The organism is Enterobacter sp. RHBSTW-00994 (genome assembly GCF_013782625.1).
Taxonomy (GTDB): domain Bacteria; phylum Pseudomonadota; class Gammaproteobacteria; order Enterobacterales; family Enterobacteriaceae; genus Enterobacter.
In genome coordinates this window covers 4,668,031-4,695,008 of the sequence record NZ_CP056199.1, presented here as the reverse complement: position 1 = coordinate 4,695,008, position 26,978 = coordinate 4,668,031, and the positions used below count along the sequence as shown (strand labels likewise).

The 26,978-nt window shown below is 53.3% G+C and carries 23 protein-coding genes and 4 tRNA genes; 21 read left to right on the top strand and 6 right to left on the bottom strand.

Going from position 1 to position 26,978, the window contains the following annotated elements; genetic code table 11:
- The first annotated feature begins 6 nt into the window (after positions 1–6).
- The 14 genes from wzzE to HV346_RS22345 all read left to right on the top strand — a co-directional run bounded on the left by wzzE (position 7) and on the right by HV346_RS22345 (position 11,864).
- Positions 7–1,053, top strand: a complete 1,047-nt coding sequence (gene wzzE / locus HV346_RS22410; protein ID WP_181621420.1) for an ECA polysaccharide chain length modulation protein — start codon at positions 7–9, stop codon at positions 1,051–1,053.
- 57 nt (positions 1,054–1,110) lie between these two features.
- On the top strand, positions 1,111–2,241 hold the full coding sequence (wecB, locus tag HV346_RS22405) for a UDP-N-acetylglucosamine 2-epimerase (non-hydrolyzing) (RefSeq protein WP_181621419.1): 1,131 nt from the start codon (positions 1,111–1,113) through the stop codon (positions 2,239–2,241).
- Positions 2,238–3,500 (top strand): UDP-N-acetyl-D-mannosamine dehydrogenase, encoded by a 1,263-nt coding sequence (gene wecC, locus HV346_RS22400; RefSeq protein ID WP_181621418.1) that lies wholly within the window; start codon positions 2,238–2,240, stop codon positions 3,498–3,500. Before wecB ends, wecC begins: the two co-directional genes overlap by 4 nt.
- Entirely contained in the window at positions 3,497–4,174 is a 678-nt protein-coding gene (gene rffC, locus HV346_RS22395) for a dTDP-4-amino-4,6-dideoxy-D-galactose acyltransferase (protein WP_181621417.1), read from the top strand. The genes wecC and rffC overlap by 4 nt, the downstream gene beginning before the upstream one ends.
- Before the next feature lie 4 nt (positions 4,175–4,178).
- Entirely contained in the window at positions 4,179–5,309 is a 1,131-nt protein-coding gene (rffA, locus tag HV346_RS22390) for a dTDP-4-amino-4,6-dideoxygalactose transaminase (RefSeq protein WP_181621416.1), read from the top strand.
- 1 nt (position 5,310) lies between these two features.
- The gene (wzxE, locus tag HV346_RS22385) at positions 5,311–6,561 is read left to right on the top strand and encodes a lipid III flippase WzxE (RefSeq protein WP_181621415.1); all 1,251 of its coding nucleotides are present in this window, start codon (positions 5,311–5,313) and stop codon (positions 6,559–6,561) included.
- Positions 6,558–7,637, top strand: a complete 1,080-nt coding sequence (locus HV346_RS22380; RefSeq protein WP_181621413.1) for a TDP-N-acetylfucosamine:lipid II N-acetylfucosaminyltransferase — start codon at positions 6,558–6,560, stop codon at positions 7,635–7,637. Before wzxE ends, HV346_RS22380 begins: the two co-directional genes overlap by 4 nt.
- Complete coding sequence (wzyE, locus tag HV346_RS22375; RefSeq protein WP_181621412.1) at positions 7,634–8,986, top strand: ECA oligosaccharide polymerase; 1,353 nt, start codon at positions 7,634–7,636, stop codon at positions 8,984–8,986. Before HV346_RS22380 ends, wzyE begins: the two co-directional genes overlap by 4 nt.
- Before the next feature lie 12 nt (positions 8,987–8,998).
- Positions 8,999–9,739, top strand: coding sequence for a lipopolysaccharide N-acetylmannosaminouronosyltransferase (gene wecG, locus HV346_RS22370; RefSeq protein WP_181621410.1), 741 nt, complete (start codon positions 8,999–9,001; stop codon positions 9,737–9,739).
- A 193-nt stretch (positions 9,740–9,932) separates the two neighbouring features.
- On the top strand, positions 9,933–11,318 hold the full coding sequence (locus tag HV346_RS22365) for an amino acid permease (RefSeq protein WP_181621408.1): 1,386 nt from the start codon (positions 9,933–9,935) through the stop codon (positions 11,316–11,318).
- Positions 11,319–11,420: 102 nt separating this feature from the next.
- A tRNA-Arg gene (locus HV346_RS22360) sits at positions 11,421–11,497 on the top strand.
- A gap of 64 nt (positions 11,498–11,561) precedes the next feature.
- Positions 11,562–11,637 (top strand) — tRNA-His (locus HV346_RS22355).
- 20 nt (positions 11,638–11,657) lie between these two features.
- Positions 11,658–11,744 (top strand) — tRNA-Leu (locus HV346_RS22350).
- Positions 11,745–11,787: 43 nt separating this feature from the next.
- Positions 11,788–11,864 (top strand) — tRNA-Pro (locus HV346_RS22345).
- 506 nt (positions 11,865–12,370) lie between these two features.
- On the opposite strand, the gene HV346_RS22340 is transcribed toward HV346_RS22345, so the two are convergent.
- From HV346_RS22340 to hemC, 5 genes are all read right to left on the bottom strand, one after another.
- The gene (locus HV346_RS22340) at positions 12,371–13,579 is read right to left on the bottom strand and encodes an MFS transporter (RefSeq protein WP_181621407.1); all 1,209 of its coding nucleotides are present in this window, start codon (positions 13,577–13,579) and stop codon (positions 12,371–12,373) included.
- A 171-nt stretch (positions 13,580–13,750) separates the two neighbouring features.
- Entirely contained in the window at positions 13,751–14,950 is a 1,200-nt protein-coding gene (gene hemY / locus HV346_RS22335) for a protoheme IX biogenesis protein HemY (RefSeq protein WP_181621405.1), read from the bottom strand.
- A gap of 2 nt (positions 14,951–14,952) precedes the next feature.
- A complete protein-coding gene (gene hemX, locus HV346_RS22330) occupies positions 14,953–16,143 on the bottom strand; it encodes a uroporphyrinogen-III C-methyltransferase (protein WP_181621403.1) in 1,191 nt (396 codons plus the stop codon).
- Positions 16,144–16,164: 21 nt separating this feature from the next.
- A complete protein-coding gene (hemD, locus tag HV346_RS22325) occupies positions 16,165–16,905 on the bottom strand; it encodes a uroporphyrinogen-III synthase (protein WP_181621401.1) in 741 nt (246 codons plus the stop codon).
- A complete protein-coding gene (gene hemC / locus HV346_RS22320) occupies positions 16,902–17,843 on the bottom strand; it encodes a hydroxymethylbilane synthase (protein ID WP_181621399.1) in 942 nt (313 codons plus the stop codon). The genes hemD and hemC overlap by 4 nt, the downstream gene beginning before the upstream one ends.
- 347 nt (positions 17,844–18,190) lie before the next feature.
- On the opposite strand from hemC, the gene cyaA reads away from it, so the two are divergent.
- Positions 18,191–20,734 carry a class I adenylate cyclase gene (gene cyaA / locus HV346_RS22315; RefSeq protein WP_181621398.1) on the top strand — a complete coding sequence of 848 codons (2,544 nt, stop codon included), beginning with the start codon at positions 18,191–18,193 and terminating at the stop codon, positions 20,732–20,734.
- A gap of 91 nt (positions 20,735–20,825) precedes the next feature.
- Here cyaA and cyaY read toward each other — a convergent pair whose 3' ends face one another.
- Positions 20,826–21,146: an iron donor protein CyaY gene (gene cyaY, locus HV346_RS22310; RefSeq protein ID WP_181621397.1), complete on the bottom strand. Its 321-nt coding sequence runs from the start codon at positions 21,144–21,146 to the stop codon at positions 20,826–20,828.
- A 138-nt stretch (positions 21,147–21,284) separates the two neighbouring features.
- Here cyaY and HV346_RS22305 point away from each other — a divergent pair, with 138 nt between their 5' ends.
- The 6 genes from HV346_RS22305 (at position 21,285) to uvrD (ending at position 26,907) form a co-directional block, all read left to right on the top strand.
- A complete protein-coding gene (locus tag HV346_RS22305) occupies positions 21,285–21,488 on the top strand; it encodes a lipoprotein (RefSeq protein WP_181621396.1) in 204 nt (67 codons plus the stop codon).
- 34 nt (positions 21,489–21,522) lie between these two features.
- Positions 21,523–22,347, top strand: coding sequence for a diaminopimelate epimerase (gene dapF, locus HV346_RS22300; RefSeq protein WP_181623857.1), 825 nt, complete (start codon positions 21,523–21,525; stop codon positions 22,345–22,347).
- Positions 22,344–23,051, top strand: a complete 708-nt coding sequence (locus HV346_RS22295; RefSeq protein WP_181621395.1) for a DUF484 domain-containing protein — start codon at positions 22,344–22,346, stop codon at positions 23,049–23,051. Before dapF ends, HV346_RS22295 begins: the two co-directional genes overlap by 4 nt.
- On the top strand, positions 23,048–23,950 hold the full coding sequence (xerC, locus tag HV346_RS22290; protein WP_181621394.1) for a tyrosine recombinase XerC: 903 nt from the start codon (positions 23,048–23,050) through the stop codon (positions 23,948–23,950). Before HV346_RS22295 ends, xerC begins: the two co-directional genes overlap by 4 nt.
- The gene (gene yigB / locus HV346_RS22285; RefSeq protein ID WP_181621393.1) at positions 23,950–24,666 is read left to right on the top strand and encodes a 5-amino-6-(5-phospho-D-ribitylamino)uracil phosphatase YigB; all 717 of its coding nucleotides are present in this window, start codon (positions 23,950–23,952) and stop codon (positions 24,664–24,666) included. Before xerC ends, yigB begins: the two co-directional genes overlap by 1 nt.
- Positions 24,667–24,744: 78 nt before the next feature.
- Positions 24,745–26,907 (top strand): DNA helicase II, encoded by a 2,163-nt coding sequence (uvrD, locus tag HV346_RS22280; protein ID WP_181621392.1) that lies wholly within the window; start codon positions 24,745–24,747, stop codon positions 26,905–26,907.
- Positions 26,908–26,978 lie beyond the last annotated feature (71 nt).

Genomic DNA, 26,978 nt, shown 5'->3' with positions numbered 1-26,978 from the left:
ATCGTGATGACTCAACCGTTGGCGGAAACTAAATCAGTGATGACCGAGAATGAGCTGGATATCCGAGGCTTGTTTCGCGTTTTATGGGCCGGCAAGCTGTGGATTGCAGGTGTCGCATTAGGATTCGCGCTGGTCGCGCTGGCGTATACTTTTTTTGCGAAACAAGAGTGGAGTGCAACGGCTATCACTGACAGACCAACGGTTAACATGCTCGGCGGTTTTTATTCGCAGCAGCAGTTTTTGCGTAATCTGGATGTGAAGGCAAACCTCACACCTGCTGATCAACTCTCCGTGATGGATGAGGCGTATAAAGAGTTTGTTATGCAACTGGCCTCCTGGGACACGCGCCGCGACTTTTGGTCCCAGACGGATTACTACAAGCAGCGCATGGTTGGTAACAGCAAAGTGGATGCCGCGCTACTGGATGACATGATTAATAATATCCAGTTTATGCCTGGTGATGCTGTGCGTAACGTGAATGATAGTGTGAAGCTGGTGGCGGAAACGGCAACCGATGCCAATAACCTGTTGCGTCAGTATGTGGCGTTTGCCAGCCAGCGAGCGGCAAGCCATCTGAATGACGAACTGAAAGGCGCGTGGGCAGCACGTACGATCCAGACGAAAGCGCAGGTAAAACGCCAGGAAGAGGTTGCAAAAGCCATTTTTGCCCGCCGGGTACACAATATCGAACAGGCGCTGAAAATTGCGGAACAACGCAATATTTCGCGTAGCGAGACGGACGTTCCGGCTGATGAACTCCCTGATTCTGAGATGTTCCTGCTTGGGCGGCCGATGTTACAGGCACGCCTGGAAAACCTACAGGCAGTTGGGCCAGATTTTGATCTCGACTACGATCAGAATCGCGCGATGCTCAATACCCTGAATGTGGGTCCAACACTGGATCCACGTTTTCAGACTTATCGTTATTTGAGAACGCCTGAAGAACCAGTAAAACGCGATAGTCCACGTCGAGCATTCCTGATGATTATGTGGGGAATTGTTGGCGTGCTGATTGGCGCAGGAGTGGCGTTATCACGACGCCGTGTGAATTAAGAAGGCTGTCTACGATGAAGGCTGATGGCCTTCATCGGCTAATCGAAGAGAATTGATGTGAAAGTACTTACCGTATTTGGAACCAGACCGGAGGCCATCAAAATGGCTCCTCTGGTTCATGCGTTGGCCAGCGATCCTGATTTTGAGGCAAAGGTTTGTGTCACAGCCCAGCATCGGGAGATGCTTGATCAGGTCTTAACTCTCTTTTCTATCGTCCCGGATTACGATCTGAATATTATGAAACCGGGTCAAGGATTGACTGAAATTACGTGTCGGATTCTGGAAGGGCTTAAGCCGATTCTGGAGTCGTTCAAGCCGGATGTCGTGCTGGTGCATGGTGACACCACCACGACCGTCGCGACCAGCCTGGCCGCATTTTATCAACGTATCCCGGTTGGCCATGTTGAAGCAGGGCTACGCACCGGAAATCTTTACTCTCCGTGGCCGGAAGAGGCAAACCGTACACTCACCGGGCATCTGGCGATGTATCATTTCGCACCAACGGAAAATTCACGTCAGAACTTACTGCGTGAAAACATTGCTGACAGCAAAATTGTGGTCACCGGAAACACCGTGATTGACGCCCTGATTTGGGTACGGGACCGCGTGCTGGCGAATGATAGCCTGCAAAGTCAGCTCACTGAACGTTATCCGTTTTTGACTAACGGTAAGAAGACGATTCTGGTGACGGGCCACCGCCGTGAAAGCTTTGGCAGCGGGTTTGAAAACATCTGTCATGCTCTGGCAGAGATCGCCGCGCAAAATGATGATGTGCAGATTGTCTATCCGGTACACCTCAATCCGAACGTCAGTGAGCCGGTTAACCGTATCCTGGGCCACGTGGAAAACGTACACCTGATCGAACCGCAGGATTACATGCCGTTTGTCTGGTTGATGAACCACGCCTGGTTAATTTTGACCGACTCCGGTGGTATTCAGGAAGAAGCGCCGTCGCTTGGTAAGCCCGTACTGGTGATGCGTGAAACCACTGAACGTCCTGAAGCGGTAGACGCTGGCACGGTTCGTCTGGTGGGAACGGAGACGAGCCGCATCATCGAAGAGGTTACGCGCTTACTGCACAATGATGAAGAATACCAGGCAATGAGCCGCGCTCATAACCCTTACGGCGATGGGCTGGCTTGCGGCCGTATTTTGCACGCGCTAAAACACAATCAGGTATCGCTATGAGTTTTACTACCATCTCTGTCATTGGTCTTGGCTACATTGGTCTGCCCACTGCGGCAGCCTTCGCCTCTCGTCAAAAACAGGTTGTCGGTGTGGACATTAATCCGCGTGCGGTGGAGACCATCAACCGTGGCGAAATCCACATCGTGGAGCCGGATCTTGGCAGCGTAGTCAAACAGGCTGTTGAGGGTGGGTTTCTGAGAGCCAGTACCACCCCAGTTGAAGCTGATGCCTTTTTGATTGCTGTCCCGACACCGTTTAAAGGTGAACATGAACCCGACATGGTTTATGTCGAGGCAGCGGCAAAATCCATTGCGCCTGTACTGAAAAAGGGGGCGCTGGTGATTCTGGAATCCACCTCTCCCGTTGGCGCGACGGAGCTGATGGCTCAGTGGCTGGCAGAGGCGCGTCCTGATTTAAGTTTCCCACAGCAGGTGGGGGAACAGGCGGATATCAATATCGCGTACTGCCCGGAGCGCGTGCTTCCAGGGCAGGTTATGGTTGAGCTGATTAAAAACGATCGCGTGATTGGCGGTATGACGCCATCCTGCTCCGCGCGCGCCAGTGAGCTGTATAAGATTTTCTTGCAGGGTGAATGTGTGGTGACGAACTCCCGCACCGCTGAAATGTGCAAACTGACGGAGAACAGTTTCCGTGACGTGAACATTGCTTTCGCGAACGAGCTGTCACTGATTTGCGCCGATCAGGGAATTAACGTCTGGGAATTGATTCGCCTCGCAAATCGCCATCCGCGCGTAAACATTCTCCAGCCCGGGCCGGGCGTAGGTGGTCACTGTATCGCCGTCGACCCGTGGTTTATCGTTGCACAGAACCCGGAACAGGCGCGTTTGATCCGCACCGCGCGTGAAGTAAATGACAGCAAACCGCACTGGGTTTTGAATCAGGTGAAAACCACGGTGGCGGACTGCCTGGCAGAGAGCGGTAAACGCGCAAACGAACTGAAAATTGCCTGCTTTGGCCTGGCGTTCAAACCGAACATCGATGACCTGCGTGAAAGTCCTGCAATGGAAATTGTGCAGATGATTACCGACTGGCACAGCGGTGAAACGCTGGTTGTAGAGCCGAACATTCATGAATTACCTGCCAAGCTGACAGGCCGCTGTACACTGACGGCGTTAAATAACGCCCTGGCGACAGCGGATATTCTGGTCTTACTGGTGGATCACAGAGAGTTCAAAGCAACCTCTGGTGATGCCGTTACTCAACACTATGTTGTTGATACAAAAGGCGTGTGGCGTTGAGTGATCTCAATGGCGTCGTTGAACCTCTTCACTGGGAAAGTTCTTTTTTCGGTCTGCCTTCAGCGATCTTACGCCTGCGCAATGATGCACCTGCGCTATCAGAGTCGGACTTCACCCCCTGGCAACGCTTGCAGGCCAAGATCCCGGCGACACGCACTGACTGGCTAGATGCGCTTCAAAAACACGGATTTCAACTGGTTGAAGGTGAGGTCGATCTTGCCATTTGTGTCACCCATCAGGATGCACCTGGCGCGGAAATTGCTACGGAGCAGGATATACCTGAACTGCGCCAGATGGCAGCCCAGGCATTTGCGCAGAGCCGTTTTCGTGCGCCCTGGTATGCGCCTGATGACAGCGGTCGCTTTTATGCCCAGTGGATCGAGAATGCGATAAAAGGCACGTTTGATCATATTTGTCTGATTTTTCGCGGCACAGCAGGTCAGATTCAGGGGTTTGTCTCTCTGCGTAAGCTCAATGAGAGCGAAGGCCGTATTGGCTTATTGGCGGGGCGAGGCATGGGGGAAAAACTCATGCAGGCAGCGTTGTACTGGGCGGAGCAACAGCAGCTTTCGACTCTGCGGGTGGCAACCCAGGCGGGGAATATTGCCGCGCTTAAACGTTATATTGCGAGTGGGGCCAACGTTGACGCCACCGCTTACTGGTTATACAGGTGACAAGATGATTCCATTTAATGCGCCTCCTGTTGTGGGCACTGAGCTCGACTATATGCAGTCTGCGATGGGCAGCGGCAAGCTTTGTGGTGATGGTGGGTTTACCCGTCGCTGCCAACAGTGGATGGAGCAACGTTTTCACAGTGCTAAGGTGCTGCTGACGCCATCCTGTACGGCGTCACTGGAGATGGCTGCCCTGCTGCTGGATATCCAGCCGGGCGATGAAGTGATCATGCCAAGCTATACCTTTGTTTCTACGGCGAACGCCTTTGTTCTGCGTGGGGCTAAAATCGTGTTTGTCGATATCCGCCCGGATACCATGAACATCGATGAAACGCTGATTGAAGCGGCAATTACCGATAAAACACGGGCAATTGTGCCGGTTCATTATGCGGGCGTGGCCTGCGAGATGGATACCATTATGGCACTCGCGAAAAAGCATAACTTGTTCGTGGTCGAAGATGCCGCGCAGGGTGTGATGTCGACCTATAAAGGGCGTGCTCTGGGGACGATTGGCCATATTGGCTGCTTTAGTTTCCATGAAACCAAGAACTACACCGCCGGAGGTGAAGGCGGTGCGACACTGATTAACGATCGTACGCTGGTGGAGCGTGCTGAGGTGATCCGCGAAAAAGGGACGAACCGCAGTCAGTTTTTCCGTGGACAGGTGGATAAGTACACCTGGCGCGACATTGGCTCAAGCTACCTGATGGCGGACCTGCAAGCCGCTTATCTGTGGGCGCAGTTGGAAGCGGCTGAACGTATTAATCAGCAACGCCTGGCGCTGTGGCAAAACTATTACGATGCGCTTGAACCGCTGGCTAATGCCGGGCGTATCGAGCTGCCGACTGTCCCGACAGAGTGTGTTCACAATGCCCATATGTTCTACATCAAGTTGCGTGATAACGACGATCGTAGCAATCTGATTGCTTACCTTAAAGAAGCTGAGATTCTGGCGGTATTCCATTACATTCCGCTGCACTCCAGCCCTGCCGGAGAAACCTTCGGTATGTTTGCTGGAGAAGATCGTTACACCACCAAAGAAAGTGAGCGTTTGCTTCGTTTGCCTCTGTTCTACAACCTCGCGCCGGTAAACCAGCGCACGGTGATTAATTCCCTCCTGAGTTATTTCGGCTGATATGTCTCTGGCAAAAGCATCGGTGTGGACCGCCGCGTCCACACTTGTAAAAATTGGCGCAGGTCTACTGGTCGTCAAGCTGCTGGCTGTCTCGTATGGCCCTTCAGGTGTAGGGCTGGCAGGTAATTTCCGGCAACTGGTCACGGTGCTTGGTGTGCTGGCTGGTGCGGGCATTTTTAACGGCGTGACCAAGTATGTCGCACAGCATCATGATGATGCTGCAAAATTGCGTTCGGTGGTTGGGACGTCATCAGCCATGGTGTTGGGGTTTTCAACACTACTGGCTGTCGTGTTTTTACTGGCAGCCGGGCCAATTAGCCAGGGCTTATTTGGTCATTCGCATTACCAGGGACTGGTACGTCTGGTTGCACTGGTTCAAATGGGGATTGCCTGGGCAAACCTGCTGCTGGCACTGATGAAGGGTTTCCGGGATGCTGCCGGAAATGCACTCGCGCTGATCCTGGGCAGTATCATCGGGGTGATTGCCTATTATGCCTGCTATCGTCTGGGCGGTTATGAAGGGGCGTTACTCGGTTTGGCCCTGGTTCCCGCTCTGGTGGTCATTCCGGCCGCATTTATGCTGATGCGCAGAAAGACCATCCCGCTGCATTATCTGAAGCCTCAATGGGATAAGGCGCTGGCGGGACAGTTAGGTAAATTTACCCTGATGGCGCTCATCACTTCTGTCACGTTGCCTGTCGCTTACGTGATGATGCGAAACCTGCTGGCCGCCCATTACAGCTGGGATGAGGTGGGGATCTGGCAGGGGGTAAGCAGTATTTCGGATGCCTATCTTCAGTTTATTACTGCCTCCTTTAGCGTCTGGTTGCTGCCAACCTTATCGCGCCTGGCCTCCCGGCAAGAGATTACCCGTGAGATAGGCCGCTCGCTGCGCTTTGTGTTACCGGCCGTGGCGGTTGCCAGCTTTAGCGTCTGGCTGCTGCGCGATGTCGCCATCTGGCTGCTGTTCTCTGCGAAATTTACGGCCATGCGCGATCTCTTTGCCTGGCAACTGGTCGGTGACGTATTGAAAGTGGGCGCTTATGTATTCGGCTATCTGGTGATCGCCAAAGCGTCTCTACGGTTGTATATCCTGGCGGAGATCAGCCAGTTTTCGCTACTGACTGCGTTCTCTCACTGGTTGATCCCTGCGCATGGCGCACTGGGGGCAGCACAGGCCTATATGGCAACCTATATTGTCTATTTCGCCGCCTGTTGCGGCGTATTTTTACTTTGGCGTAAACGCGCATGACTGCACTGATTCACATCCTGGGATCGGATATCCCACACCATAACCAGACCGTTCTGCGGTTCTTCAATGATGAGCTGGCTGCCGGCAGTGCCGACGCCCGCGAGTTTATGGTTGCGGGCCAGGATAATGGCCTGAGCGCGGCGAACCCGGCGCTAAACGTGACTTTCTGGCCGGATAAGGCTGCGCTGGCAAAAGCGGTGGTGACAAAAGCAAAAGCGAATCGCGAACAGCGCTTCTTCTTCCATGGGCAGTTCAATACCGGCCTGTGGCTGGCGCTGCTGAATGGCGGGATTAAGCCCTCACAATGTAGCTGGCATATCTGGGGCGCGGATCTGTATGAAGTTTCCCGTGGCTGGAAATTCCGCCTTTTCTACCCATTGCGTCGTTTGGCGCAGGGCCGGGTGGGGTGTGTTTTCGCCACGCGCGGCGATCTCAATTATTTTGCCAAACAGCACCCCGATGTGCGTGGTGAGCTGCTTTATTTCCCGACCCGGATGAACCCGGCACTGAACGCGATGGCAAACGACACGCAGCGTACGGGCAAGCTGACGATTCTGGTGGGCAACTCCGGCGATCGCAGTAATGACCATATTGCCGCGCTGAAGGCGGTACACCAGCAGTTTGGTGATACGGTCAATGTCATCGTGCCAATGGGTTATCCGGCAAATAACGACGCCTATATCCAGGAAGTCAGGGCCTCAGGTCTTGCACTGTTTAGCGCGGAGAACTTGCAAATTCTCCGCGATAAGCTGGAATTTGATGATTACCTTACGCTGTTGCGAAAGTGCGACCTGGGGTATTTCATCTTTGCTCGTCAGCAGGGGATTGGAACGTTGTGTCTGTTGATCCAGGCGGGTATACCTTGCGTGCTAAACCGCGACAACCCGTTCTGGCAGGACATGGCAGAACAGCATCTTCCGGTTCTGTTTACGACAGATGATCTCAATGAGGCAGTCGTGCGCGAAGCGCAGCGCCAACTGGCATCGGTGGATAAAAATACCATCGACTTCTTTAGCCCAAACTATCTCTCGCCGTGGCATCGCGCACTGCGTATCGCTTCAGGAGACAAGGCATGACCCAGTTGCAATTTAGCGGCTTGTTGGTGGTCTGGCTTCTGAGCGCGATGTTCATCGCTGTACTGACCTGGTTCGAATTCCGGCGCGTACGCTTTAACTTCAATGTGTTTTTTTCGCTACTGTATCTGCTGACCTTTTACTTTGGCTTTCCGCTGACCGCTGTTCTGGTTTTCCGGTTTGACGTAGGGGTTGCTCCCCCTGAAATTTTGATGCAGGCGTTACTTTCTGCGAGCTGTTTCTACGCGGTGTATTACGTCACCTACAAAACACGGCTACGGTCTGCGAAAGATGCTGCGCCGCGTCGTGCACTGTTTACGATGAACAGAGTTGAGACGCATCTGACCTGGGTGATGCTGATGATTATTGCTCTCGTGAGTGTGGGCATCTTCTTCATGCATAACGGTTTCTTGCTGTTCAGATTGCAGTCATACAGCCAGATTTTCTCGGCTGAAGTCTCAGGCGTGGCTCTGAAGCGGTTCTTCTACTTCTTCATCCCGGCGATGCTGGTGGTCTATTTTCTGCGTCAGGATTACAAGGCCTGGCTGTTTTTCCTCGTCAGTACAGTTGCCTTCGGCGTGCTGACCTACATGATTGTGGGGGGGACACGCGCTAACATCATCATTGCCTTTGCCATCTTCCTGTTTATCGGCATCATTCGCGGCTGGATCTCCCTGTGGATGCTGGCTGCCGCCGGGGTGTTTGGGATTGTCGGCATGTTCTGGCTGGCGCTTAAACGTTACGGGTTGAACGTGAGCGGTGATGAAGCGTTTTATACTTTCCTGTATCTCACGCGCGATACCTTCTCGCCATGGGAAAACCTGGCATTGCTCCTGCAAAACTACGATAAAATTGATTTCCAGGGGTTAGCGCCCATCGTGCGTGATTTCTATGTCTTTATTCCGACATGGCTGTGGCCGGACCGGCCGGGCATCGTGCTCAATACGGCGAACTACTTTACCTGGGAAGTACTGAACAACCATTCAGGTCTGGCTATCTCGCCAACATTAATTGGCTCCCTGGTCGTGATGGGGGGAGTGTGGTTTATTCTGCCCGGTGCAATTGCTGTCGGGTTGATTATCAAGTGGTTTGACTGGCTTTATACGCGTGGGAATGAAGAAATAAATCGCTACAAAGCGGCGATTTTACATAGCTTCTGTTTTGGGGCCATTTTCAACATGATCGTTCTGGCGCGAGAAGGGCTGGATTCATTTGTCTCGCGTGTCGTTTTCTTCATGGCGATTTTTGGCGTCTGCTTGCTGTTAGCAAAACTGCTGTATTGGCTGTTTGACAGGGCAGGGCTTGTTCACCCGCGTGAGCCCAGAGGCAGCAGAACACTTTCGCAAGTCTGAGTAAGGATAATCATGACTGACACAACTTCCGCGCCGCTTTATGCATTGCGCGGCCTACAGCTCATTGGCTGGCGTGATATGCAACACGCACTGGATTATCTGTGCACTAACGGGCAGATAAAATCGGGCACGCTTGTGGCCATCAATGCGGAAAAAATACTGGCGGTAGAGGACAGCGCGGAAGTCCGGGGCCTGATTGAAGCCGCCGAGTTCAAATATGCTGACGGGATCAGTGTGGTTCGCTCCATCCGTAAAAAGTATCCTGGCGCTAATGTTTCCCGCGTGGCGGGGGCTGACCTTTGGGAAGCGTTGATGGCGCGTGCTGGATCAGAGGGAACGCCTGTTTTCCTGATTGGTGGTAAACCTGAAGTGCTGACCCAGACGGAACTGAAGCTGCGTAACCAGTGGAATGTTAACATTGTGGGTAGCCAGGATGGTTATTTCAAACCGGAAGAAAGGCAGGCCTTGTTCGAGCGTGTGCGCGACAGCGGCGCGAAGATTGTCACCGTCGCGATGGGTTCACCCCGCCAGGAAATCCTGATGCGGGATTGTCGCCAGGTGTATCCGGATGCGCTCTATATGGGCGTTGGCGGCACGTATGATGTCTTTACCGACCATGTCAAACGTGCGCCGAAGGTGTGGCAAAACCTGGGGCTTGAATGGCTGTACCGCCTGTTGTCGCAACCCACCCGTATCAAACGACAGATTCGACTACTGCGCTATCTCGGCTGGCATTACTCCGGGAAAATGTAATCAGAATGTAGCGCGATATGCTATTCGCGCTGCAACTCCCCTGCAAAACTGCTGTGTTTATGTGCAATGCATTCATTTTTTTAATGCATCGTTTGCCATTTGGCAGAATTTAAGAAACCATTCCCCCCGTATTTCAGTACCCAAAAATAATAACCGGCAAAAGCCGGGCAACAGCAAACACAACCGAGGATTTATGGCAGAGAAAAAACCTGAGCTTCAGCGTGGGCTGGAAGCTCGACATATTGAATTGATAGCGCTGGGCGGCACTATCGGTGTGGGCCTGTTTATGGGCTCCGCAAGCACGCTCAAATGGGCAGGTCCTTCCGTACTTCTGGCGTATATCATCGCCGGACTGTTCGTCTTCTTCATCATGCGATCCATGGGCGAAATGCTCTTCCTTGAGCCGGTTGCCGGTTCATTCGCTGTTTATGCGCATCGTTATATGAGCCCGTTCTTCGGCTATCTCACGGCCTGGTCGTACTGGTTTATGTGGATGGCGGTAGGTATCTCAGAGATCACCGCGATAGGGGTCTATGTCCAGTTCTGGTTCCCGGACATGGTGCAATGGATACCCGCCCTCATCGCTGTGGGGCTGGTGGCGCTAGCCAACCTAGCCGCAGTACGTCTGTATGGTGAAATTGAGTTCTGGTTTGCGATGATTAAGGTCACGACCATTATTGTGATGATTATCGTTGGCCTGGGCGTGATTTTCTTCGGGATTGGTAATGGCGGCCACTCGATTGGCTTTGGCAACCTGACGGAACATGGTGGCTTCTTTGCGGGTGGCTGGAAAGGCTTCCTGACAGCGCTCTGTATCGTTGTTGCGTCTTACCAGGGCGTAGAGCTTATTGGTATCACCGCAGGTGAAGCGAAAAACCCTCAGGTGACTTTGCGTAGCGCGGTAGGCAAGGTTCTGTGGCGTATCCTGATTTTCTATGTGGGTGCAATCTTTGTCATCGTGACCATCTTCCCGTGGAATGAGATCGGCACGACGGGTAGCCCGTTTGTTCTGACCTTTGCGAAGATTGGGATCACCGCCGCGGCCGGGATCATTAACTTCGTGGTACTGACGGCAGCACTGTCTGGCTGTAACAGCGGTATGTATAGCTGTGGGCGTATGCTCTATGCCTTGTCGAAAAATAATCAGCTGCCTGCGGTGATGGGGAAAGTGTCCCGTTCAGGTGTGCCCGTGGCGGGTGTGGCCGTGTCGATCGTCATTCTGCTGGTCGGTTCATGCCTGAACTACATCATCCCTAATCCGCAGCGCGTGTTTGTCTATGTATATAGCGCCAGCGTGCTGCCGGGGATGATTCCGTGGTTCGTTATTCTGATTAGCCAGTTGCGCTTCCGTCAGGCACATAAGCAGGCGATTGCCAGCCATCCGTTCCGCTCGATTATGTTCCCATGGGCGAACTATTTAACGATGGCGTTCCTGATTTGCGTGTTAATCGGTATGTATTTTAACGAAGATACCCGCATGTCGCTGTTTGTCGGGGTTATCTTCCTGGCCGCCGTGACCCTTGGTTATAAGCTCTTTGGGCTTGGACGCCATGCCTCCACGCAAAAAGTGAAGGAATAAGCGGCAAAATGTGCAAACCATAACCAAACGCGATCTTTTTTTAAAAAAGCACTAGACAGCAGACCGAGACCTCCGTAATATCCAGCCCCGCAACGGCGCTAAGCGCCCGTAGCTCAGCTGGATAGAGCGCTGCCCTCCGGAGGCAGAGGTCTCAGGTTCGAATCCTGTCGGGCGCACCATTTACCCGGTGCTGGAGCTGCGGTGGTCTGTGTAGACAGTACCGCGTGAAAGAATAAAGCAGTGGTGGCTATAGCTCAGTTGGTAGAGCCCTGGATTGTGATTCCAGTTGTCGTGGGTTCGAATCCCATTAGCCACCCCATTATTTAAAAGTTGTGAAATGCGAAGGTGGCGGAATTGGTAGACGCGCTAGCTTCAGGTGTTAGTGTTCTTACGGACGTGGGGGTTCAAGTCCCCCCCCTCGCACCACGACTTTAAAGAATTGAACTAAAAATTCAAAAAAGCAGTATTTCGGCGAGTAGCGCAGCTTGGTAGCGCAACTGGTTTGGGACCAGTGGGTCGGAGGTTCGAATCCTCTCTCGCCGACCAATTTTGAACCCCGCTTCGGCGGGGTTTTTTGTTTTCTGTGTGTTATTTCTGCTTCTGTTGTCATTTCCCGACAACACCTTTCTGGTTGTCTCCGAACGACGACGAATAACCAATTGAAATAAATAAATATTCTATGCGTCCCGCGTTGTTGTCGCTCTCAGGCAACAGTCTTAACGTTTTACTGATCCTCCTTGTCCTTTGCGCATCCGCCGCGCCGAAAAAATTCCTTTTATCTTAAAATGTTGTGCGTCGTACAACTCTCTGGTGCAACTCTGGCACGTAACGTGCAATAATATCCGGGTAGATGCTCATTCCATCTCTTATGCTCGCCTCCGGGCCTCATAAACTCAGGAATGACGCAGAGCCGTTTACGGTGCTTATCGTCCACTGACAGATGTCGCTTCGGCCTCATCAGACACCATGGACACAACGTTGAGTGAAGCACCAATATGTTGTCTTATAGACCTGTTTTAACGCCTGCTTTTTAGCAGGCGTTTTTTTATGTCTTATTCACGGAAATGGATCAGGGTGAAGGCAACAAGAAATAGTGCGCCCGCCGAGACAAGATACAATGCCTGAATGGCCCCCAGTTCAGCCGCCGCCAGCGCAGCGATGCCGGTAAAAAGCGACGCACTGATTGTTTGCCAACGCCAGGTTTTCCCGCTGGCTGCTGAGATTTGCGCTGCCTGAAAGCGACTCAGTACACCAAATGTTCCTGCGGCAAAAACGATATTTGATGCCAGGTGAGCAACAAAGATCATCCCCAGCGCTATCGTCTGCCCACCTGCTAAAAACGGTACTACACCATATGCGACTAAAAATATGCTCAGGCAGAGCAGCAGTAACCGGTTCTTTGCGGTAAAGCGCGCGAGGCTGTCTCTTTTTAGCAGCATCGGGCCGCAGAGCTGACCCATGCTACGGGCGAAGAGCAAAGGCAGGGCAAGTCCTGCCGCGTCTGCAGGATGGATTTGTTGCGCCAGGGCCGGAAGCAGAGCCATTGCCGGTGAACCGACGGCGGCAAGTGCGGGCAACAGCAGAAGACTGCGCTTTTGTTGCGTAGTGAGCATCCGCCAGCGCAGTGTCTCTGGTTTACCCTCTACGGATGAAGGGATGGCTTGAGCCGTGAAGGCTCTCCCGGCAAGCATCAACATCAGCAGCGATCCCATGAAACTGGCAGCATCTATCACCAGCAAAGAGAGCGTTGGAACCTGTTGGAACAATACGAAACCGAGCCCGGTTCCTAACAGCACCTGAGAGGCAAAAATCACATTCTCAAGGCAGGTGGCTGCCGGGAGCTCTGCTTCCTTGAGCCCGCGTTTGAACAGCAGCGTAAGTGCGGGCCAGATCATTCCGCCCAGCAGAGCTTCAGTCGATTGCACTGCCAGTAGCGCCGGTATGCTGTGATACTGGATACCCAACAGAGGAAAAAGCAGGGTCAGTAAACCCAGCAGTTCGGCCAGAACCAGTAAAGTGACTGGAGAAAATCGCTGGCACAGTTTTTCCCCTATCAGGCTACCGATAAAGCCCGGAACCGTTGCAAAAAAATAGGCAAGAGTGAGTAAAGAGGCAGGGGCTTGCCAGCGTAACAGCAAACCAAAAACGACGACCTGGGTTAAGCCGTTGCCCACAGAGGTAAAGATGAAGGCGCAGGCCAACATGCGCAGCCAGCGATGACTACGTAGCGCTTCGATCAGCGCATACAAAAGCGAGTTCATGAAAACGATCCTTTCAAAAACGATTTATTCCACGCGACAATTTGCGCGTGTACGGGAAAAAGTTAATGAAAAGACATCGTTACATTGGCGGGTGAATTTCCTGATGACGTTGGAAAGACTGTAGCAGGAGATGAAACATAAAAAAAGGAGGCCGGACGGCCTCCTGATTTATCACTGCTGCGCAGCGTTGTTTTGCAACGTGAGCAGCAAGCCATCGCGGCGCATTGCGGCGGCTTCTTCGGGATGATGGAGCTTATCCAGGGTATCGGCAAGCCAGGCGTAGTCAAACGCATCAGGGCGTTGTTTCAGTGCAGCACGGAAAGCCAGGCTCGCCTCTTGCCATTCGCCATGTTTCACCAGCGACTGGCCCAGCGTACTCCACAGCAGCGGACGATCGCCCACCGTTTTGATCTGCTGGCGTAACACTTTTTCCAGTTGCTCCGGATTATTGGTTTTCAGCCGTGGGATCACCATCACCAGTCGGTCATCATACTGGCGCTTAAGGCCGTCAAGGATGATCGCCTGCGCGGTGTCATGATCGTCACACTCGATCAGATGTTCCGCCATCGCCACCTGCAATGGAATTTGTTGGCGTGTTTTGCGGCTCTGATTTTTCCACCAATTTTTCAGACCATCGCTGCCCAGATCGGCACGCGCTTGATCCATCAGACCAATCCATGCCTGACGTTGCAGCGCATCACGGTGCTCATCATCACCGACGTCTGCTTTCGCCATGGACGGGATAATATCCAGCAGCGAGCCCCAGGCTCCGGTACGAATATAAGCTTGCTCTGCCAGGCGAAGCACTTCCGGATGACGAGGTGTGATCTCCAGCAGGCGGTCAACGCCGTGCCGTGCCGCATGGTTTTCGTTGCGTGCGAGTTGCAGACGAACGCGGGTAATTTCCACCGGAATTTGATTGTTGGATGCCAATTCAGAGGCGCGCTCAAGATGCTGGTTTGCCCGTGCTTCATCACCACGCTGTTGTGCAGCTTCTGCCGCCAACAAGTAATTCACTACCGGTTGTTCAGCATGGTCGGCATTCTTCGACATCAGCTTTTCAACCTGCTGATAGTCACCTTCGGCCAGTTTAAGCAGCGCTTGTTCTGTTTGCTTACGTGCGCGACGGCGTTTACGGCCCACAAACCAGCCGCGGGTGTGTGCGCCCGTGCGGAAGATGCGGCGCAGAAGCCATTCAACGGCAAACAGCACGACGACGGCGAGGATCAAAATGATCACCAGGCCTGTTACGCTGGTTTCTATGTTGTAGCTGTCGGTTTGGATCAGGACATAACCCTGATGGCCCGCAAGCATAGGCCCAAGCACGATCCCGGCGATCAACAATAAGAAGAGTAATAAGACTTTTAACATGGTTACTCTCCTTGAGGGGCGCTTTCAGTTGCTGGCGCTGGTGCTGCGGCGGCATCTGGCTCTGCCGGGATACCTGGTTGTGCCAGCAGGTTACGCACGCGCGTCTGCATCAACTTTTCCAGAATCGGCTGGCTTTCCAGTTTATCCGGCACGTTCATGGTGATGTTTTGTTGGCTCAGCTTATCCACATCTTCGAGGAATGCCGTTGTGGTGGCGTCGTCGGTGTTGTAGTAAGCCCGCACCCACGTGGAGACGTTATCGAGTGCCTGTTTGTACGTCTCTTCCTGATGGCGTGGTACGGCCTGTGCAGCGACCAGCAGGCGAGAACGGATGTTTTCGCGCAGGTAAACATCCTGATTCGGCGCTAACAACGGTACGGCCGTTTCGTCACGGCGGCGGATAGTGATGAAGCTATCCATAAAGCTCTGCCAGCTTTTTTGCAGGTTAACGCGCCACTCGCTGAGTGAGCTGGACAACTCAGTGCCGTCGGAATCCATCGGGGAGTCGTCGTCGTTATTATCTGCCAACTGGAGGTTATCAATCTGGTTCGAGAGCTGATTGACCTTAAGAATAATACCGTCGTAATCGACCTGTGATACCGCCGCCAGGCTGGCAATGTCTTCCGTAATGGCACGACGCGCGGTAATCAGGCTCGGGTCGTTCATATCCGCCAGACTCGCGTCTGCGCTTTTCAGCAGTGCGGCCGCTGTTGTGACATCCTGATCGCTCCACAGCTTGCGGCCGGCCAGTTTGACCAGAAAATCAGCTTGTGCAAGTAACCAGGTTTTGGCATCAGAACCTGAAATGGTTGCCACTTTCTGCTGGACTTCATCGAGCTGTTTCGCCAGTTGTTCTTGCTGACGGTTGGCATCAGCAAGCTGGGTCGCTTGCTGCTTAATGACACTTTCCAGCTCGGTTTTCTGCGTCTCCTGCGCTTTTTGCAGGGCGGTGATTTGGTTAACCAATGCATCGCTGGTGGCGGTCTGGTTAGAGCCTTGCTGTTTCACCAGGCCGTACAGGCTTACGCCTGCTGCCAGGGCAATTGCAATTGCAATCGCACTCAGAGCCAGGCTGGTTTTGTTGCTGCTGTTTTTTTTCTCAGTTGTTTTCTCAGTTTTCTCTGGCTGTGGTGTGATGTCCACAGTCTCCCTGGTCTCTTCAACCACGGCGGAGGATTTTTCGTGTTCCGTCATTATGGCTTCCCATTATGAGAGTTATTGTAATGCGCGCAGCAGCGCATCGTTGTCGGCGTTTTCAGCGATCCGAATATCTTGCCAGCCCAGTTCCCGGGCGTGGTTCGCAAGACGCTCACTGACGACCAGAAGCCGACAGCGGAGTAACCAGTTTTCACGATACCATGGCGGGATGAGTGACCAGAGCTGTTGCAGCATCTCACCACTGGTGACGACCAGTGTATTAACGCTGCGCATATGCCAGCGCATCGCCTCTTCTGCACCATCGTAATATTTTGCACAGCGCTGATAGCATTCGCAGAATGTCACGTCAGCGCCGCGTGCAGACAGTGTTTCACCTAACAGCTCACGTCCACCGTTCCCGCGTAAAATGAGCGCTCGCTTCCCGGCAATGTTTTGTAATTCAGGTAATTGTAGCAAGACTTCGCTAATTTCCCGATCTAACGGGTAACGAACATCGATCCCACTAACGGTATGCATGGCCAGCGCGGTTGTGCGCCCGATGGAGAAGTAACGGGGATCGGTTGGCCAGACGCTACCTTCCTGCTGTAACTGCGCATGGGCAAACTCGACGGCATGCTGCGAGAGAGCAAAGAGCATGTCGCCTTCCTGTAAGGTATTCAAATGGCCGGTGAGTACAGACAGCTCCCGACCAGGGGAGAATTCGATCAGCGGAAAACTCCAGGCCACCTGCCCCAGTGCGCGCAGACGGCTCACTAATTGCTCTCCTGCGGGAGAAGGGCGGGTGACAAGAATACTCATGCAGGGGGTTCTCCGTTATACACGTCAGCCAGAATTTCGCGGGCCCCGTTGTTGAGTAACTCTTCAGCCAGCGACACGCCTAGTTGTTCAGCATCGCGCGGATTACCACGACGTTCACCGCGAACCATTTGCGAACCGTCCGGTGCGCCGACCAGCGCGCGTAGCCACAGTTCACCATCAATCAATTCAGCATAGCTGCCAATGGGAACCTGGCATCCACCTTCAAGGCGCGTATTCATCGCGCGTTCTGCTTTCACACGGATGGCGGTATCGTCATGATTCAGTGGCGTGAGCAGAGCCCGAGTTCGCTCATCACTCAAACGACATTCAATCCCCACCGCTCCCTGGCCAACCGCCGGGAGAGAGCGTTCTGGCGGTAACGCCACACGGATACGAGAGTCCAGTCCAAGACGCTTCAACCCTGCGACGGCAAGAATAATGGCATCGTATTCACCGTTATCCAGCTTACTCAGCCGCGTGCCCACATTGCCTCGCAGGGAACGAATGATCAGGTCCGGACGACGTTCAGCCAGTTGACACTGGCGGCGTAAACTTGACGTGCCAACAATGCTGCCTTCTGGCAATGCATCGAGTGAGCCAAACTGGTTAGAGACAAACGCATCGCGCGGATCTTCGCGCTCGCAAATGGTCACCAGTCCCAGCCCTTCAGGAAACTCAACAGGCACATCTTTCATAGAATGGACGGCAATATCGGCACGGTTCTCAAGCAGAGCCATCTCCAGCTCTTTGACAAACAATCCCTTTCCGCCGACTTTCGCCAGTGGCGTATCAAGAATCACATCGCCGCGCGTGACCATCGGCACGAGCTCAACGCTCAACCCAGGATGGCAAGCTTCCAGGCGCTGCTTAACATAATGTGCCTGCCAAAGTGCCAGAGGGCTTTGGCGTGTGGCAATTCTCAAAACATTGTCTAACATGCTTGTTACCGTCATTATCAACCGTTGACCATCCTAACATTGTTGACTCTGGGATGGCAGTTTTACGGTTGATGAAGAGCAGAGGGACAGGGCGGCATTCTTGTCACCCACAGCCGTATTCAGGAATTTACACGTACAGAACGGTGCTACACTTGTATGTAGCGCATCTTTCTTTACGGTCAATCGGCAAGGTGTTAAATTGATCACGTTTTAGACCATTTTTTCGTCTGTACCACCATAAAGATAAGGACGAAAAAAGGTAACGGTTATCTTTTTGAAATACTGCGGGTCCGTCATCATTCGATTTATGAATGCTTGCGACACCCGGAAACATCAGGCGATATGTCTTGTACCTCTATATTGAGACTCTGAAACAGAGACTGGATGCCATAAATCAATTGCGTGTGGATCGCGCGCTTGCTGCCATGGGACCTGCTTTCCAACAGGTTTACAGTCTGCTGCCTACATTATTGCACTATCACCATCCGCTGATGCCGGGTTACCTCGATGGTAACGTTCCCCAGGGCATCTGCCTTTTCACGCCTGATGAAACCCAACAGCACTATTTGAATGAGCTGGAACTCTACCGCGGCATGCCGCCACAGGAGTCCCCAAAAGGTGAATTGCCGATTACCGGCGTTTACTCAATGGGAAGTACCTCTTCGGTAGGGCAAAGCTGTTCATCTGATCTGGATATCTGGGTCTGCCATCAATCCTGGCTCGATAACGAAGAACGCCAGCTGTTACAACGTAAATGCAGCCTGCTGGAAAGCTGGGCAGCATCGCTCGGTGTGGAAGTGAGTTTCTTCCTGATTGATGAGAACCGTTTCCGTCATAACGAAAGCGGCAGTCTCGGTGGTGAAGACTGCGGCTCGACCCAGCACATTTTGCTGCTGGATGAATTTTATCGTACGGCTGTTCGTCTGGCCGGGAAGCGTATTCTGTGGAATATGGTTCCGTGTGAAGAAGAAGAGCATTACGACGATTACGTCATGTCGCTGTATGCACAGGGTGTACTGACGCCGAACGAATGGCTGGATCTGGGGGGCCTTAGCTCTCTGTCCGCTGAAGAGTATTTTGGCGCAAGTCTTTGGCAGCTGTATAAAAGTATCGACTCACCGTACAAAGCAGTTCTTAAGACGCTGTTACTGGAAGCTTATTCCTGGGAATACCCCACGCCGCGCCTGCTGGCGAAAGATATTAAACAGCGTCTGCATGATGGCGAGATCGTCTCTTTCGGTCTCGATGCCTACTGCATGATGCTCGAACGCGTCACCGAATACCTGAAAGCCATTGATGACACCACGCGTCTTGACCTGGTGCGTCGATGTTTCTATTTAAAAGTCTGCGAAAAACTCAGCCGCGAACGCGCTTGCGTTGGCTGGCGTCGTGAAGTGGTTGGTCAGTTAGTCAAAGAGTGGGGATGGGACGAAGAACGTCTGTCTATGCTCGACAACCGCGCAAACTGGAAAATCGACCAGGTGCGAGAAGCGCACAACGAACTGCTTGATGCGATGATGCAGAGCTACCGTAACCTGATTCGTTTTGCGCGCCGCAATAACCTCAGCGTTTCCGCCAGCCCGCAGGATATCGGTGTTTTGACCCGTAAACTGTATGCCGCGTTTGAAGCGTTGCCGGGGAAAGTGACGCTGGTTAACCCGCAAATTTCGCCTGATCTTTCAGAACCCAATCTGACCTTTATTTATGTCCCGCCAGGGCGTGCGAATCGTACTGGCTGGTATCTGTACAACCGTGCGCCAAGCATGGACTCGATCATCAGCCATCAGCCGCTGGAATATAACCGTTATCTGAATAAGCTGGTGGCCTGGGCCTGGTTCAACGGCCTGCTGACTTCGCGTACTCGCCTGTTTATTAAAGGCAACGAGGTCGTCGATTTAGCAAAATTACAGGAGATGGTCGCTGACGTATCGCACCATTTCCCGCTGCGCCTGCCTGCGCCGACGCCAAAAGCGCTCTACAGCCCATGTGAAATTCGCCATCTGGCGATTATCGTCAATCTGGAATATGACCCAACGGCGGCATTCCGCAATCAGGTCGTTCATTTTGATTTCCGTAAGCTGGATGTCTTTAGCTTTGGCGAGCAGCAAAACTGCCTGGTGGGTAGCGTAGACCTGCTGTACCGCAACTCGTGGAACGAAGTGCGTACCCTGCACTTCAACGGTGAGCAAGCGATGATTGAAGCGCTGAAAACCATTCTCGGTAAGATGCACCAGGATGCCGCACCGCCGGACAGCGTTGAAGTTTTCTGCTACAGCCAGCACCTGCGTGGTTTGATTCGCACCCGCGTGCAGCAACTTGTCTCTGAGTGCATTGAACTGCGTCTCTCCAGTACCCGTCAGGAAACCGGTCGCTTCAAAGCGCTGCGTGTCTCTGGCCAGACGTGGGGACTGTTCTTCGAGCGTTTGAATGTTTCTGTGCAGAAACTGGAAAACGCCATTGAGTTCTACGGTGCGATTTCGCACAACAAGCTGCATGGGCTCTCCGTGCAGGTTGAAACGAATCACGTCAAGCTACCACAGGTGGTGGACGGCTTTGCCAGCGAAGGGATTATTCAGTTCTTCTTCGAAGAAGTGGGCGATGAAGCCGGGTTTAATATCTATATTCTGGATGAAACCAACCGTGCAGAGGTGTATCACCACTGCGAAGGCAGTAAAGAAGAGTTGGTACGTGACGTTAGCCGCTTCTACTCATCTTCACACGATCGTTTCACCTACGGATCCAGTTTTATCAACTTTAACTTGCCGCAGTTCTATCAGATTGTGAATGTCGACGGGCGTGCGCAGGTCATTCCGTTCCGTACTCAGGCCGTTGCACCTGCGGTTCCTGCCAGTCAGGATACGACACCGTTGCTCCAGCAGTATTTCTCCTGATTTGAGCTACTGCGCCGGGTGCGCTTTGTTTATTCGGCCTATGGTCGAGCCATCGTAGGCCCGGTAAGCGTAGCGCCACCGGGCAAAAAACTTACCTGAAACTGACCTTTTCACCCGCCTGCGCAGTCGCGGCTTGCTCCAGCAGATCCCAGAATGTTTCGCCACTACGGTCGCACACCCACACGTCACCTTTTAGATCGAAATGGTAGCCACCCTGCTTGGCAGCCAGCCAGACCTGGTGAAGCGGCTCCTGGCGGTTAATAATGATTTTGCTGCCGTTCTCAAAACTTAGGGTCAGGATACCGCCGTTGATTTCGCAATCGATATCGCTGTCGCCATCCCAGTCGTCCAGGCGCTCTTCGATGGTCATCCACAGGGTGTCGGCAAGGCGATGAAATTCACTGTCGTTCATGGTTTTGTTCCTGTTTTTCGTGATGGCGGCAGTATAACGCTAAATAATTCCCGTTGCAGGAAAGCGGCAAACTCTTGCTTTTGTGTCTCCTCCTGCGATGATAGAAAACAGAAAGTATGAACTTACGGGCAACTTATAATGAAAAACGTTTTCCGAACGCTTGCCGTTCTCATCACTCTGTTTAGCCTGACCGGCTGTGGGCTTAAGGGACCGCTGTATTTCCCTCCTGCGGATAAAACTGCGCCACCGCCCACCAAACCTGTGCACAGCAGCATTGAGTCAGCTTCGCCGGACACTAACGATCGTGGTGATAACGGTGGCCCGACTCAGGTGAATTACTGACAATTACGTTCTGTACCGCGCAATGGAGCAAATGATGCAGTTCTCTAAAATGCATGGCCTTGGCAACGATTTTATGGTCGTCGACGCGGTAACGCAGAATGTCTTTTTCTCCCCGGAGCTGATCCGCCGTCTGGCTGATCGACATCTGGGTGTAGGGTTTGATCAACTGCTGGTGGTTGAGCCGCCGTACGATCCCGATCTCGATTTTCACTATCGTATTTTTAACGCTGACGGCAGTGAAGTATCACAGTGCGGCAATGGTGCGCGTTGCTTTGCCCGCTTTGTCCGTCTGAAAGGACTGACCAATAAGCGTGACATACGTGTCAGTACCGCCAATGGCCGTATGGTGTTAAGTGTGACCGACGATGACCTGGTGCGAGTGAACATGGGTGAACCTAACTTCGAGCCATCAGCCGTACCGTTTCGCGCTAACAAAGCGGAAAAGACCTATATTATGCGTGTAGCCGAGCAGACAGTATTGTGCGGCGTCGTCTCAATGGGTAACCCACACTGCGTGATTCAGGTGGAAGATGTCGATATTGCTGCGGTAGAAACGCTTGGACCGGTGCTGGAAAGCCATGAACGCTTCCCGGAGCGAGCTAATATCGGTTTCATGCAGGTGGTGAAACGCGAGCATATCCGTCTGCGTGTTTACGAGCGCGGCGCTGGCGAAACACAGGCCTGTGGTAGTGGGGCCTGTGCTGCTGTTGCAGTTGGCATCTCTCAGGGGTTGCTGGCAGAAGAGGTTCGCGTGGAATTGCCAGGTGGTCGTCTTGATATCGCCTGGAAAGGACCGGGTCATCCACTGTATATGACTGGCCCGGCGGCACATGTCTATGACGGGTTTATTCATCTATGAAACAGCCAGGGGAAGAACTGCAGGAAACGGTGACAGAACTGGACGACCGGGCTGTTGTTGATTACCTGCTGCGCAATCCTGAGTTTTTTATCCGCAATGCACGCGTCGTCGAACAGATGCGCGTGCCGCATCCGGTTCGCGAAACGGTGTCACTGGTCGAATGGCACATGGCTCGGGCCCGCAACCATATCAATCAGCTCGAAGAAAACATGACGCTATTGATGGAGCAGGCCAGTAATAACGAAAGCCTGTTCTATCGTCTGCTGCATTTGCAGGCACGTCTGGCGTCGGCACACAGCCTTGACGAGTTCCTCAGCCGTTTCCATCGCTGGGCGCGTGAGCTGGGGTTGGCTGGGGCCACGCTTCGGCTCTTCCCGGACCGCTGGCGTATTGGCGCCCCATCCGGTTTCACCCATCTGGCAATCAGCCGTCAGGCCTTTGAGCCGCTGCGTATCCAGCGTCTGGGCCATGAGCATCACTATCTTGGGCCATTGAATGGTCCCGAACTGCTGGTGGTACTGCCGGAGGCCAAAGCGATAGGTTCGGTGGCGATGTCGTTGATGGGGCGAGATGGCGATCTGGGCGTTATGTTGTTCACCAGTCGCGATGCACATCATTACGAGCAAGGGCAAGGTACACACCTGTTGCAGGAAATTGCGCTGATGTTGCCTGAGCTACTGGAGCGCTGGATTGAACGGATATGACGGACGGACTGCTTACCCCTGACGTTACGCGGTTTCTGCGTTTTCTGGGTGTTGAACGCCAGCTCAGCCCGATCACGCTGCTGAACTATCAGCGTCAGCTTGATGCCATCATGCAGATTGCCGAAGAGCTCGGCCTGAAAAGCTGGCAACAATGTGACGCTGCGATCGTGCGTGCTTTTGTGGTACGTAGCCGGCGTAAAGGATTAGGCCCGGCAAGCCTGGCACTGCGTCTTTCTGCACTGCGTAGCTTCTTTGACTGGCTCGTGAGCCAGGGGAGCTTAAAGGCCAACCCAGCGAAGGGTATTGCTACGCCAAAAGCGCCACGCCATCTGCCTAAAAATATTGATGTGGACGATGTGAATCGGCTGCTGGATATCGATCTGAACGATCCGCTGGCTGTCCGCGATCGGGCGATGCTGGAGGTAATGTACGGGGCCGGACTGCGTTTGTCGGAGCTGGTGAATCTCGATCTTAAACATCTCGATCTCGACACGGGGGAAGTGTGGGTGATGGGTAAGGGCAGCAAAGAGCGCCGCTTGCCGATTGGCCGCAATGCGGTGTCCTGGATCGAACACTGGCTGGATTTACGCGGATTGTTTGGTGCAGAGGAGAATGCACTCTTTTTGTCGAAACTCGGTAAGCGGATCTCTGCGCGTAATGTGCAGAAACGATTTGCCGAATGGGGCATCAAACAAGGGCTGAACAGCCATGTTCATCCCCACAAGCTGCGCCACTCTTTTGCGACCCATATGCTTGAGTCGAGTGGCGATCTGCGTGGTGTACAGGAGTTGCTGGGCCATGCCAATTTATCCACGACTCAAATCTATACCCATTTAGACTTTCAACACCTCGCCTCGGTGTATGACGCGGCGCATCCACGCGCCAAACGGGGGAAATAATGCGTTTTTACCGCCCATTAGGTCAGATTTCAGCACTAACGTTTGACCTTGATGACACTCTTTATGACAACCGCCAGGTGATCCTGCGTACCGAACAGGAATCGCTGGCGTTTGTGCAGAACTATCATCCGGCATTGAAAGAGATGCAAAACAAAGACTTTCAGCGTTTGCGCCAGGCGCTGCGTGAAACGGAGCCGGATATTTATCATGATGTCACAGAGTGGCGTCGTCGTGCGGTTGAACAAGCGATGTTAAACGCCGGCATGAGTGCGCACGATGCTGCCATTGGTGCAGAAGCGTCGATGGAGAACTTTGCTAAATGGCGTAGCCGTATCGATGTGCCGCAGGAAACCCACGACACACTGGCAAAGCTTGCCGAAAAATGGCCGCTGGTGGCGATTACCAACGGTAATGCCCAGCCAGAGCTGTTTGGCCTGGGTGACTACTTTGAATTTGTCCTGCGTGCTGGCCCTGACGGACGTGCGAAGCCATTTAACGATATGTACCATCTGGCGGCGGAAAAGCTCGCCTTGACGCCCGGAAAGATCCTCCACGTCGGCGATGACCTGACGACAGACGTCGCCGGTGCAATTCGCTGTGGAATGCAGGCGTGCTGGATCAAACCAGAAAACGCCGATCTGATGCAAGCCAATGATAGCCGCCTGCTGCCACACGTCGAAATTTCGCGGTTGGCATCCCTCACCACGCTGATATAATCACCAGCAGTATTGTATAAATTAACAGTATGTCCGGCAGAAAAAGTGCTGCCGGGCAGATGACTTCTGGCGGTGCCAATGGACGTTTCTTACCTGCTCGACAGCCTTAATGATAAACAGCGTGAAGCGGTTGCCGCATCGCGCACCAACATGCTGGTGCTGGCCGGGGCGGGCAGTGGTAAGACACGCGTACTGGTTCACCGCATCGCCTGGCTGCAAAGTGTGGAAAACTGTTCGCCATATTCCATTATGGCGGTGACGTTTACCAACAAAGCGGCGGCGGAAATGCGCCACCGTATTGCCCAACTGATGGGAACAAGCCAGGGCGGTATGTGGGTCGGCACGTTCCACGGGCTGGCGCACCGTTTACTGCGTGCGCACCATATGGACGCGAATTTGCCGCAGGATTTCCAGATCCTCGACAGCGAAGACCAACTGCGTTTGCTTAAGCGTCTCATCAAGGCGATGAACCTGGATGAGAAGCAATGGCCGCCGCGCCAGGCCATGTGGTACATCAATGGTCAGAAAGACGAAGGGCTGCGTCCGCACCATATTCAGAGCTTTGGTAACCCGGTCGAGCAGACCTGGCAGAAGGTTTATCAGGCCTATCAGGAAGCCTGCGATCGCGCAGGTCTGGTGGATTTTGCCGAGTTGCTGCTGCGGGCGCATGAATTGTGGCTCAACAAGCCACACATTCTTCAGCACTATCGCGAGCGCTTCACCAATATCCTGGTCGATGAATTCCAGGATACCAACAACATTCAGTACGCGTGGATCCGCCTGCTGGCAGGTGATACCGGCAAGGTAATGATTGTCGGCGATGATGACCAGTCAATTTATGGCTGGCGCGGTGCGCAGGTCGAAAACATCCAGCGTTTCCTTAAAGACTTCCCTGGCGCAGAAACCATTCGTCTGGAGCAGAACTACCGTTCGACGAGCAATATTCTGAGCGCCGCAAACGCCCTGATTGAAAACAACAACGGGCGTCTGGGCAAAAAACTGTGGACTGATGGCGTCGACGGTGAGCCGATCTCTATCTATTGTGCGTTCAACGAGCTCGATGAAGCCCGCTTCGTCGTGAATCGCATCAAAACCTGGCAGGACAACGGTGGTGCGCTGGAACAGTGTGCGATCCTCTACCGCAGCAACGCCCAGTCGCGTGTGCTGGAAGAGGCCTTGTTGCAGGTCAGCATGCCGTACCGTATTTACGGCGGTATGCGCTTCTTCGAACGTCAGGAAATCAAGGATGCGCTTTCTTACCTGCGTTTGATTGCCAATCGCAATGATGATGCGGCGTTTGAGCGCGTAGTGAATACGCCGACTCGCGGTATTGGCGACAGAACGCTGGACGTGGTGCGTCAGGCCTCCCGTGATCGTCAGCTCACGCTGTGGCAGGCATGTCGTGAGCTATTGCAGGAAAAAGCGTTGGCTGGACGGGCTGCCAGTGCACTGCAACGTTTCCTTGAGCTTATCGATGCGCTGGCGCAAGAAACCGCCGATATGCCGTTACATGTCCAGACCGACCGGGTCGTGAAAGATTCCGGTCTGCGTACGATGTATGAGCAAGAAAAAGGCGAGAAAGGCCAGACGCGTATCGAAAACTTAGAGGAACTGGTGACGGCAACGCGCCAGTTCAGCTACAACGAAGAAGACGAAGACCTGATGCCGTTACAGGCGTTTCTCTCTCACGCTGCGCTGGAAGCGGGAGAAGGGCAGGCGGATACCTGGCAGGATGCGGTGCAGTTGATGACGCTGCACTCGGCTAAAGGTCTGGAGTTCCCGCAGGTGTTTATCGTCGGAATGGAAGAAGGGATGTTCCCAAGCCAGATGTCGCTGGATGAAGGTGGGCGTCTGGAGGAAGAACGTCGCCTGGCGTATGTGGGTGTAACCCGTGCGATGCAGAAGCTGACGCTGACCTATGCGGAAACCCGACGCTTATACGGCAAAGAGGTCTATCATCGCCCATCACGCTTTATCGGCGAGCTGCCGGAAGAGTGCGTGGAAGAGGTGCGTCTGCGTGCCAGTATTAGCCGCCCGGTAAACCATCAGCGGATGGGAACGCCTGTCTCGGAAAACGATACCGGTTACAAGCTGGGCCAGCGCGTTCGCCATGCGAAATTTGGTGAAGGCACTATCGTGAATCTGGAGGGCAGCGGCGAGCATAGCCGGTTGCAAGTGGCGTTTCAGGGGCAAGGTATCAAATGGCTGGTGGCAGCCTACGCCCGACTGGAAACAGTCTAACTTTCAGAAAAATATCATTATTTTGTAATATTCTGCTAGCCTTATATGCTGAAGGTCAATTAATGCCCTTC

Bases quoted from the DNA above. Each gene is read 5' to 3' on its own strand.
- dapF (WP_181623857.1), top strand. From the start codon at position 21,523: ATGCAGTTCTCTAAAATGCATGGCCTTGGCAACGATTTTATGGTCGTC.
- hemX (WP_181621403.1), bottom strand. From the start codon at position 16,143: ATGACGGAACACGAAAAATCCTCCGCCGTGGTTGAAGAGACCAGGGAG.
- HV346_RS22365 (WP_181621408.1), top strand. From the start codon at position 9,933: ATGGCAGAGAAAAAACCTGAGCTTCAGCGTGGGCTGGAAGCTCGACAT.
- wecC (WP_181621418.1), top strand. From the start codon at position 2,238: ATGAGTTTTACTACCATCTCTGTCATTGGTCTTGGCTACATTGGTCTG.
- rffA (WP_181621416.1), top strand. From the start codon at position 4,179: ATGATTCCATTTAATGCGCCTCCTGTTGTGGGCACTGAGCTCGACTAT.
- wzyE (WP_181621412.1), top strand. From the start codon at position 7,634: ATGACCCAGTTGCAATTTAGCGGCTTGTTGGTGGTCTGGCTTCTGAGC.
- wzzE (WP_181621420.1), top strand. From the start codon at position 7: ATGACTCAACCGTTGGCGGAAACTAAATCAGTGATGACCGAGAATGAG.
- wzxE (WP_181621415.1), top strand. From the start codon at position 5,311: ATGTCTCTGGCAAAAGCATCGGTGTGGACCGCCGCGTCCACACTTGTA.
- HV346_RS22340 (WP_181621407.1), bottom strand. From the start codon at position 13,579: ATGAACTCGCTTTTGTATGCGCTGATCGAAGCGCTACGTAGTCATCGC.
- yigB (WP_181621393.1), top strand. From the start codon at position 23,950: ATGCGTTTTTACCGCCCATTAGGTCAGATTTCAGCACTAACGTTTGAC.
- hemY (WP_181621405.1), bottom strand. From the start codon at position 14,950: ATGTTAAAAGTCTTATTACTCTTCTTATTGTTGATCGCCGGGATCGTG.
- HV346_RS22305 (WP_181621396.1), top strand. From the start codon at position 21,285: ATGAAAAACGTTTTCCGAACGCTTGCCGTTCTCATCACTCTGTTTAGC.
- xerC (WP_181621394.1), top strand. From the start codon at position 23,048: ATGACGGACGGACTGCTTACCCCTGACGTTACGCGGTTTCTGCGTTTT.
- hemD (WP_181621401.1), bottom strand. From the start codon at position 16,905: ATGAGTATTCTTGTCACCCGCCCTTCTCCCGCAGGAGAGCAATTAGTG.
- uvrD (WP_181621392.1), top strand. From the start codon at position 24,745: ATGGACGTTTCTTACCTGCTCGACAGCCTTAATGATAAACAGCGTGAA.
- HV346_RS22380 (WP_181621413.1), top strand. From the start codon at position 6,558: ATGACTGCACTGATTCACATCCTGGGATCGGATATCCCACACCATAAC.
- HV346_RS22295 (WP_181621395.1), top strand. From the start codon at position 22,344: ATGAAACAGCCAGGGGAAGAACTGCAGGAAACGGTGACAGAACTGGAC.
- cyaY (WP_181621397.1), bottom strand. From the start codon at position 21,146: ATGAACGACAGTGAATTTCATCGCCTTGCCGACACCCTGTGGATGACC.
- wecG (WP_181621410.1), top strand. From the start codon at position 8,999: ATGACTGACACAACTTCCGCGCCGCTTTATGCATTGCGCGGCCTACAG.
- hemC (WP_181621399.1), bottom strand. From the start codon at position 17,843: ATGTTAGACAATGTTTTGAGAATTGCCACACGCCAAAGCCCTCTGGCA.